Raw genomic sequence first — 9,203 nt, forward strand, 5'->3', positions numbered from 1 at the left:
CGATATGGACGGACCGATTCATATTCAGGGCCTGACCAAGGTCTTCAACGGCGGGTTCAAGGCGGTGGACAACCTGGACCTGATGGTGCCCCAGGGCTCCTTCATGGGGTTCCTAGGACCCAACGGTGCGGGAAAGACCACCACCATCAAGATCATCACCAACATGCTGACGGCCACTTCTGGCCATGCTTTCATTAACGGCATCAATGTCATGGAGGACCCCAAGACCGCCCTGGCCGACGTCGGCGCGGTGGTCGAGACCCCTGAGTTCTACCCTTACCTGACACCGATGGAGACCTTGCAATACCTGGGTTCCTTGCGGGGAATGTCCGCCACCGAGATCACCAACCGCGGCCGGGACCTGCTGGACCTGGTCAAGATGAGCGAGTGGACGGACCAACGGGTCGGTAAGTTCTCCAAGGGCATGAAGCAGCGCCTGGCGATCGCCCAGGCCTTGTTGTCTCAGCCATCGGTGATCATCTTGGATGAACCAACGTCGGGTCTGGACCCCCGGGGCATGGTGGAGGTGCGCGACATTCTCAAACAGCTGCATAAGATGGACGTCACCGTGCTGATGTCCTCTCACCTGCTGAACGAGGTGCAGGAGGTGTGCACCGATGTCACCCTGATCAACCGCGGAAAGATGCTGCGTTCCGGTAGCGTCGCCTCGCTCATCAACGAGGTCAAGGCACGCAAGATCGATGTTCGTACCTTGAATCCCCTGACCCAGGATATGTTCAGCACGCTTAGGGGTATTCCAGGTGTCGAGAACTTCAACATCACCGGTGACCTGTCGTTCGCAGTGGACTTCGAGGGACCGGAGGATGCTCAGGCCTCAATGCTGCTGGAGCTCCAGCGCATGGGGTTGAAAGTGGTCGCGTTCAAGGAATCAGGACTAGCACTGGAGTCGTTGTACATGTCACTGATCATGGATTCGAGGTGAGAAGATGGAGAGCGCTAATATTGTAAACAATCGCGGGAGGCTACCTTCCGACCTGAACCAGGTCATAACGGTGGCTCGATACGACCTATTGAAGCACCTGCGCTCCAAACGCCTGCTGGGCCTACTGGCCCTAGAGGCCGTGCTCCTGGGGCTCATGTTCATCGTACCGATATTGCTGGACCAGCCGACCACGAAGAATTCGGCGAATTACATATCCAGTTACATTCAATGGGTGAACATACTGGTGGTCCTAGGCGCCACCATGTTCGCCGGGGACGCCATCGTCTCCGAGTTCCAGAACAGGACGGGATATCTTCTATTCCCCAACCCAGTGAAGCGCTCGGTGATCTTCGCCGGAAAATATCTCTCCACCATGTTGATCGTGATTCTCATGCTGGTCAGCTACTATGGTGTGGCGGCGCTGCTCACATTGATCATGACCGGGGGCAGCACCGAGCTATGGGTATACTCCATGCTCTTCGCCATGTGCTACGGGGCGGCCGCGGCGGCCTTTGGGTTCCTGATCTCCTCGCTGTTCAAGGGATCGACCGGTTCGCTGGTCCTGACCTTCTTCGCGCTGCTCATGATCATCCCCATGGTGTCAGCGTTGCTGACGCTGGGAAATATCGAGCCGTTCTTCTTGCTGACCTACTCTGCCGGGGCCATAACCGCCCTGATGCAGACCCCCTATCCCCAGAACTATTCGCAGACCATACCTATTGGAGGAGGGGAGCAAATGACCCTTTGGAACTATTTCCCGGACGTCGGTGTCGCCTTGGCGGTGCTGGCGGCATACGTGGTGATCTGCTTGCTGCTAGGGTTTTTCCTCTTCAAGAGGAGAGAGATGGTCTCGTAGGAACGAAAAAAATGGGGGTAAGCCCCCGATTTCTTTTTTAACCCTGCAGAGGAAGAAGATAGAATTCCTCGTTGTACTGGAAGACCTTGACCGTGTCCCCTTTCCTCTCGAACTTCGGCGGCTTCTTGAGGTCGAAGACCTTGAAACTGGTAGGGTGCATGACCTGCACCTCCCTGTCCGTCTCCGTAAGTATGACGGCCTCGATCAGGTCCTCCTTGCGCCCAACGACCTTGGCCGAGATCATGTCGCTGTTGCTGACCATGACCCCTTGCGTGGTCTTCATGTTCGTAAGCTTAGTGGAATTGGAGCGCAGGGCGCCGACCAGATACAGCTTTTTCTCGTACTCCACCAGGTCACCGAAGCGATATGCGGGAAGGCGAACCACGAAAGTGACCCTGTACAGGTCCTTTCCCTGTTTCTGAGTGACGAGCTTGGCCGTTTCCTTGACCTCGGCGGCATACTGATCGGCGAGATGATGCGCCAGGTTGCGCCCGATGACGGACGATGAAAGGATCACGTCGATCCCGCCCTGGCTGGTGGTTAGACGATTGATCTTGGATATGAAAAGTTCACGATTGTCCTTCATGTGCTCATCCATCATCTTGAGGATGCGGTCCATGATCTCCTCTCTCAGGTCCTCGGGCATCTTGCGGTCCCGCGTGCGAACCTGCAATGTGCCCTCATAGTAATTGCCCATCAATTTATTGCAACGGGGGCAGGACGTGTTCTTGAAGCGCACGATGGTTTTCCGGTCCTCGTCCACCTCCAACCCCTCGATGGACAGTCCGATCGTCATGTTCACTTGATAATTGGCGTCGTCGATCTTCTCGGCGTGAAGGGCGACATTGAGCACCTGGGCGTCCTTGATGACGTTCAGCGCCAGCTCCGTGGCCCTTTCCGAGACCTCCTCTTTGGTCTTCACGGTCATCCATTTACCGCCCAGCAGGTAATCATCGCAGTGACAGCAATTGAACACGTCCACGTGGTCCGGAAGGATGGTGAAGACCTTGCCCTCCAAGAAGCAGCTCTCGCAAAGGGATTTGTACGTCGGGCCGTCGGCCCCGCACTTAACGCAGAAAGACATCTCAGTACCTTACCATCTGGGCGTGAGGAACGCCCCCTATCATGATTTTGCAGTCCGGGTCGATAAAGTTATGCTCGGCGGCGATGCGGCAGACCACTTCGCCGACCAGATTGACCATGGTGGCCGTGGCCAGCCGGCTCACGAGCATCTCCTCCCCGCCCTGGTCTCCGCCATAGAACTCATCGCTCACGTCCAGGCGCAGCTTGTCGTCCTTGAGCAAGCGTCCTAGCAAGCCCTCGTCGCAGGCGGCAACGAGTATGTTGCTTCCGCATCTGTGCACCTTCACTCGGATCATCTTCATCCTCGAACGGAAGTCTTAGGCTTGGATGATAAACCTTTCCTCAGTCGCTAGAGATGAGCTTGTAGTGTCCCGCCTGCACCTCGAAGATGTCGCCAGCCTGCTTCAGCTTCTTCAGCACTTCCCGCAGTTCGCCCTCGGACAGGTTGCGGTCCGCCGCCCTCTGGATCAGGGTAAGCTCGGAGACCCCGGAACGGGGATCGGAGTGTTCGTGTATCAGCTGCCGCACTAACGCGATGCGGTTCCGTTCGTTTCGAGTGGTCCCGGTCATCAGCTTGTCCACGTCGATGGTCCCCTCGTCCGAGGCCATCTTTCTCAGATAGTGCTCCACGATCTTGATGGCGCGGTCGGCGTCCTCATGGGCCACGACCTGCGATAAGCGTATCCGAGCCGATGCTTCGGACAAACGGATGAATGCCTCCAGCTGCCTGGCGGTGATCGGCACGGACGACCCTGGCTTCTCCCCCAGTTTTCGTATCGACAGGTATTTGTCGATGATCATCTGCCGGGCATCGTCGCTAAGCACCGGGGTGAACCGTTTGGCGAAGGCGACGTATTTCCGCATGAACTCCCGGTCGTAGATGGGGCTAAGGACATTCGTTTCATCCATGATGCGCTGGTAATCGATGCCCTTGATGCTTTCCGGGTTGGGTACGTTGCGCAGTTCGCCTCGAACGTGCCCCTTCAGTATGTGCTCGGCGATGCGTTGGTCCTTCGTGGCGTTCGGTTTGTCGGTCAGGGCGAAGATCAGGTCGAAACGAGAGAGGAGCGCTGGCGGCATATTGATCTGAGAGGCCAAGGCCTCGGTGTCATCGAAGCGCCCGAACTTGGGGTTCGCAGCGCCTAGCATGGAACAGCGGCATTGCAGCGAGGCGGTGATGCCGGCCTTGGCCACGCTCACGCGCTGCGATTCCATGGCCTCGTGCATGGAACTGCGGTCCTGTTCGGTCATCTTGTCCATTTCATCGATGGCCGCCAGTCCCTTGTCCGCGAGGACCAGTGCCCCGGCCTCCAGGGTCCATCGGCCGTCACCGAACTCGTCCTTGACCGCCGCCGCGGTGTTGTGCACAAGAAATCCGTTTCCGATGAAACTATGCGCGCCTTCTACCGTAAGATCGTATACGAACGGGGGCAGTTCCTCTCGTACCTCCCGCACCGCCGAAACGCGGGTAGGGAGGGCTTCCCTTGGACCAGAGCCAGCCGTGACGTTGAGCAGCATATCGTCGGCTCTTACGTCTGACGCTTTTATCCACTGGAAATTGTCTTTTTCTACCCCTCTAAGCAGGGTCTCGGGGGTCACCTTGATCCTATTACCAGCTTCGGTCTCGAGTTCCACAAGAAATGAAGGGGTCCGGAGGCGGAATACCGCAGAGATCGGTCGGACGTCTGTATGACATTCTCCTGTGATCGAACGCACTCCGTTGACATGGGCCTCCTGTCGCCAGACACCGGGCTCGATCTCTCGCGGGGCATTCATGCGCGATTCGACGAAATCGCCTATGGGTCTCTCCCTCCCATCCAATTCGATAAGGGTATCCGGAGCCACGCAGAGACCGGCCGCGGAGGAGCTTTTACCAGATGCATAGATCCCCCGTGGGGCCATCTCGGACATGTATCTCAAGATCTGACTATTATGGGAGATGATCCCGTTCGCCACGAATATGTGGGTGTCCTCGACCTCGATATCGTAAACGAAACGTTCCTCGGCTCGCACCTCTTCCCGCTTGACCACCTGGTCCCAGCCAAAGCCCCGGTCGTAACCGCAGTGGTTGCCGTCTGGTTTCTGGTCGATCACTGTCGCCAGATAATTGCCTTCCACGATCTTGCTGGCCGCCCTTTGTGCCAGGAAATAGGCGTTCTGTACGAACAGCGGGTGTGTGGAGGTGACGGTGAGCGTCCTGCCCCCCTTGGTGGTGAACTTGATCAATTTCCGAGGGGAGTCCCGCTTCCAGACGCGGACCGCCCTCCCTTTCTCCACGTAACCTCTGGTGGTAAAGGTCATGACCTCGAAGTCGGCTTCAGCATACTCTCCGTCTTCGACCTCCTTCACTTCGCCTTTGGAGATCCAATGGTCCACCAGCTCCTTGATGTTGCTTTCCGAGCAGTCCCCCATGAGCACCTTGGCCTCACCGGTGACGCACTTGGCCACGCCTGGGTCGCCGACCAGTAGGATGTGTATGTCCCCCCTGATCTTCGTTCCGTCCTCCAGGGTCTTCGCCGTCCCGCCGAAAAGCTGCAGAGCGATGGCTTCCTTGACCTCGTCATAACCGTGAATGGCCGGGGCGATGGAACCGACGATCTTGCGGAATACCTCGGGGTCCTTCGCCTCGGTCTTGATGAGCCCCTCGTCCTCCTCGGAGATCACCACCTCCTCGTACTCGTGCTGCTCGAACTCCAAGGAGAGAACGGAAAGATCGATATCGAACAGCGTCGACTTGATCTGCGCTCCCTTCTGATGGCTGCGCAGGATGCCGTTGAGCACTACCCTGTCACCCGGGGATATTTTCCCGGCCAGATCGTCCTCCAGGAAAGCAGTGAGCCTTTCGGGCTGCGCTCCGCCCCTCAGACCCTCGGGGGATTCCTGCATCTCCACCTTCTGCGTGTCCACATAGCGGGAGTCCTCGGCCAGCAGCTGGAACTTGGTGCTTCCGGCGGTTCGCCCGCAACCCTCCTGCTCCTTGTAGCATTCCATGGGCTCGCGGAAGAACAGGCCGTCCTGCGGTTCGACGATGCGTGCGGGGCAGCGCAGGCACTTGAACACGCCCATGATCAGGCGTGGGCGTACTTCCGTCGCCTTGCGCACCAGCCCTTCGACGGAAACGAGCTTTCCCAAGTGCTCGCTCCTCAATAATCGGATCTCAATTCGGCTGTCCCTCGGCAGCTCCCTGATCCGCAGATGGATCTCCAGGTCTCCCCGGGAGGGGTTCATCAGTCGTTTTATAACTTCTTCGCCCTTTTGTAGGGAGCGATCGGGATGGCCCAGTATGAACGAGGCGAAATCTGGGTCGAATCTATCGATGTCGGAATAGGTAACGACAAGGCTCCTGAGCTCGGGATAACGGTCGGTCAGCTCCAGCAGCTTGAGGCGGTTGTCCTCGGCCTCCAGGAATTCCTCCCACCGGGCGACCAGGTCTTCGTCAGTATAGTCGATAGTCAAAACCATCACTCCGTTCTTTGAAAGATGAGCGTTCGTAGCAAGTGCTAGGGAAGCTAGGGTATTCCTTACAGGCAGATTTACCTTTTTACCCTATTCCTCTTTTTCCGGGGCGCTCTCTTCCGGCGGGGGGCAGTAGTCCCATTGTATACTAACCACTTCCTGGCTGCTCTCCGCTTCGGAATAGCGCTCCAGCGGCTCCTTGTTCAATAGTATGAACTGCTCGCCCCAGTTGAACTTGGAAAGAACCTCGTGCGCCTGCTCCGTCTCTCCCAGAATGTAGAGCGCGGCAGCGACCGCTTCGGCGCTGGTCAGCTTCATGGGCTTCCCCCAGTTCACCGGATTGGCCGCCAGCATATATGGTAGCGCCCGATGGGCGGCGTCCTTGCGTATCTTCGGGAAGGACTCGATGTTCTCCCAGGAAAGGTCCATGACCAGTATGCCGTGCGCCTTGACCCGCTCCAGGTCCTCGCGGGAGATGGCCTTGGGGGCGAAGGGGTCGAGCACCAGCACCCCGTACGGAACGGATCTGAGGTTCGGCAGCTCCTTGGCCAAATGAAACTTGATCATCTTGCGTGAGGTGCATTTCTTGGGATCGCAATCCCGCTCGTCATAAACGTAGAGCTTGATCATGCTTCGGACCCGAAGATGTCATCTATCCATTTCGTCAGATCGTCCCTGCTTTTTCGGTAGACAGTAAGAAGCTCCTCATCGGTGCCGCGCGCCTTGCACGGGTCCTTGAAGCCGCAGTGGATGTAGTCCTTTCCCCTAAGGAAGTGGGGGCATTCGTCCTCCGCTTCGTCGCAAAGCGTCACGACATAATCGAACTCCTTGCCGTAGAACTCCTCCACGCTCTTGGAACGGTTCTCTGAGATGTCGATGTCCATCTCGTCCATGACCGCTACGGCCTTGTGGCTGACGCTCTCCGGGCTAAGCCCGCCGCTGCGGGCCTGGTACCTGTCACTCATGCGGGCGTTGACGTACCCTTCTGCCATCTGCGAACGGGAGGCGTTGCCCATGCATATGAACAATATCGTGCGCTTAACTGTAGTGTCCCTATACCTTCTCCGAATCATGTGATCGTGACTCCTTGGCCTTGGTGACCGCCCCGCAGTGGGGGCATCGGGAAATGGCCCAGTTCCCACCCTTGTCCCGTCCATGTTTGGACGCCAGTGCGCCCATCGCTCCCAGTTTGTACACCCCTTGGCATTTCAGGCATTGGTACTCGTACCCGCTAACTAGGGAGGTTGTCAACATAACCATGGCAATGGCCAACAGAACCAACCACAGCGGCCATAGGTCGTTGATGATCAGACCGATCACCGCTATCGCTACCAACAGCCCTCCGGCATAGGTGCGGGGATCGACCTTCGATTTCAGCATTATGTGACACCTGGCATTGGTGTCGGTGATGGCCCGGGAGCACCGGACCTTGACGGGACACCCTGATATTTTCTCTTTTTCAGATATCCCCTTTAGGGATATAAGGGTGGATGCCGCGTTATCACGGAGCGAGAATCCGGCATACCTTTATCTCCGGGAGGCGTGATGCGTCCTCGCCACGATGATGATAAACCCAGCTCTGACCAGTGATGAGAGACGGGCGAGCTGAGTGGCCATTTGATATTTCTTTTATTTCAGGCCACAAGAATAAAGTATTCTGTCTCGGATATTCAAGAAGGGATGGAGATGCCGACTGGGTACGATCTTATAGAGCATAGTCATGAGTTCAGAATGCACCTGCTGAAGAGATTGGCAGCGGGATTGATCGACGCCATTGTGATCTTCCTCCCGGTCGTGTTAATCGTCTATTTGGTCGACTTGGAACCAAAGGAAATGTTGGTCGGGGTTCTTTCAGGGTTCTGTTGGTTCTTTTATTCAGCCGTATTTGAGTCGAGGACTGGGGCTTCCATTGGCAAGAAAATGTTAGGATTAATTGTAGTTTCTACTGATGGGCCAATGAGTTTCAGTAAAGGAATCATTAGGAATGTTCCAAAGATGTTCTGGTATATTTTTTTACCACTAGATATTTTAGTGGGTTTTACTAGAAACCAAGATCCCAGGCAGAGATGGGTCGATAGCGTTTCAGCCACAACAGTAATTAAAAAATAAAAATTAAAAGAGGTTTATTTTAAGCAACGTTGATGGTCAAAGTTGCTATGTTGTTATTTGAATCGTTATACAACAGAGCGACGGTGTGTGCTCCAGAAGCAAGCGCGAAGGTCACTTCTATTGACGAGCCCGAAATTACTGGCTTAGTACCAAGAGCACCGCCTACCCAAACAATATCGGCGGTATCTGCGACGGCTCCATCAACATACCAGGTTACCTGGCTCTGCAGAACATCGTTCGCGCTTATTGAGGATATAGTCACGTTGTAAACGCCAGCTCCCTCGTTGTTATAGGTTAAGGACCCGGTTGGGGTTTCATCGGCTCCACCGCCTCCAAAGCCCATTACCATTACGTACAAAACGGCAGCCAAAACAACGGTGATAGCGACCATCAAGATGGTAGCGATGACCGGTGAAACGGCCTTGTTGTTCAATTTCCACATTTTCTTCATGCGTATAGTCTCCTGGTAGGTCACCCTACCAAGTTCTGTTTATACATGTCAGAATATATAATTATCTGCCTGAAAATCAGAGAAAAAAACGATACTTCGATAGAAAATTCCGGTTTGTGGGAAATATTACGAAGTATCGTATAATATTGAGATTGGATCCCCTATGCAATCATTCTCACTTCAATGTCACGATCTGATCGCATACCAAGGTCAGCATCTCACGAACCTCCGGTTTCATCTGCTCCTCCATACTGAGAAGCACCGGATAGGCGCCTTTGCCTTTGGCACTGGCCATGAGCACCTGC

The 9,203-nt window shown here is 55.6% G+C and carries 10 protein-coding genes; 3 read left to right on the forward strand and 7 right to left on the reverse strand.

All coding sequences use genetic code 11. The features are described from left to right. The first annotated feature begins 4 nt into the window (after nt 1-4). Together VMW85_04870 and VMW85_04875 are read left to right on the forward strand one after the other, a co-directional pair. Entirely contained in the window at nt 5-943 is a 939-nt protein-coding gene (locus VMW85_04870) for an ABC transporter ATP-binding protein (protein ID HUT27359.1), read from the forward strand. A 4-nt stretch (nt 944-947) separates the two neighbouring features. Then, nucleotides 948-1,799: an ABC transporter permease gene (locus tag VMW85_04875; protein ID HUT27360.1), complete on the forward strand. Its 852-nt coding sequence runs from the start codon at nt 948-950 to the stop codon at nt 1,797-1,799. A gap of 37 nt (nt 1,800-1,836) precedes the next feature. Here the strand turns inward: VMW85_04875 and VMW85_04880 are convergent, their stop codons facing one another. From VMW85_04880 to VMW85_04905, 6 genes are all read right to left on the reverse strand, one after another. Further along, nucleotides 1,837-2,883, reverse strand: a complete 1,047-nt coding sequence (locus VMW85_04880) for an NMD3-related protein (GenBank protein HUT27361.1) — start codon at nt 2,881-2,883, stop codon at nt 1,837-1,839. A gap of 1 nt (nt 2,884) precedes the next feature. Beyond that, a complete protein-coding gene (locus VMW85_04885) occupies nt 2,885-3,178 on the reverse strand; it encodes a DUF424 family protein (protein HUT27362.1) in 294 nt (97 codons plus the stop codon). 46 nt (nt 3,179-3,224) lie between these two features. Then, complete coding sequence (locus tag VMW85_04890) at nt 3,225-6,338, reverse strand: ATP-binding protein (protein HUT27363.1); 3,114 nt, start codon at nt 6,336-6,338, stop codon at nt 3,225-3,227. Nucleotides 6,339-6,428: 90 nt separating this feature from the next. Continuing rightward, on the reverse strand, nt 6,429-6,968 hold the full coding sequence (locus VMW85_04895) for a DUF367 family protein (protein HUT27364.1): 540 nt from the start codon (nt 6,966-6,968) through the stop codon (nt 6,429-6,431). Then, on the reverse strand, nt 6,965-7,411 hold the full coding sequence (locus tag VMW85_04900; GenBank protein ID HUT27365.1) for an arsenate reductase ArsC: 447 nt from the start codon (nt 7,409-7,411) through the stop codon (nt 6,965-6,967). Before VMW85_04900 ends, VMW85_04895 begins: the two co-directional genes overlap by 4 nt. Then, nucleotides 7,392-7,718 (reverse strand): hypothetical protein, encoded by a 327-nt coding sequence (locus VMW85_04905; protein ID HUT27366.1) that lies wholly within the window; start codon nt 7,716-7,718, stop codon nt 7,392-7,394. The genes VMW85_04900 and VMW85_04905 overlap by 20 nt, the downstream gene beginning before the upstream one ends. Nucleotides 7,719-8,024: 306 nt before the next feature. Between VMW85_04905 and VMW85_04910 the strand changes: the two genes are divergently transcribed. Continuing rightward, a complete protein-coding gene (locus VMW85_04910) occupies nt 8,025-8,447 on the forward strand; it encodes an RDD family protein (GenBank protein ID HUT27367.1) in 423 nt (140 codons plus the stop codon). Nucleotides 8,448-8,466: 19 nt separating this feature from the next. On the opposite strand, the gene VMW85_04915 is transcribed toward VMW85_04910, so the two are convergent. Next, nucleotides 8,467-8,898 (reverse strand): archaellin/type IV pilin N-terminal domain-containing protein, encoded by a 432-nt coding sequence (locus VMW85_04915; protein ID HUT27368.1) that lies wholly within the window; start codon nt 8,896-8,898, stop codon nt 8,467-8,469. Nucleotides 8,899-9,203: the final 305 nt, after the last annotated feature.

The organism is Methanomassiliicoccales archaeon, from assembly GCA_035527755.1.
Lineage (GTDB): Archaea > Thermoplasmatota > Thermoplasmata > Methanomassiliicoccales > UBA472 > UBA472.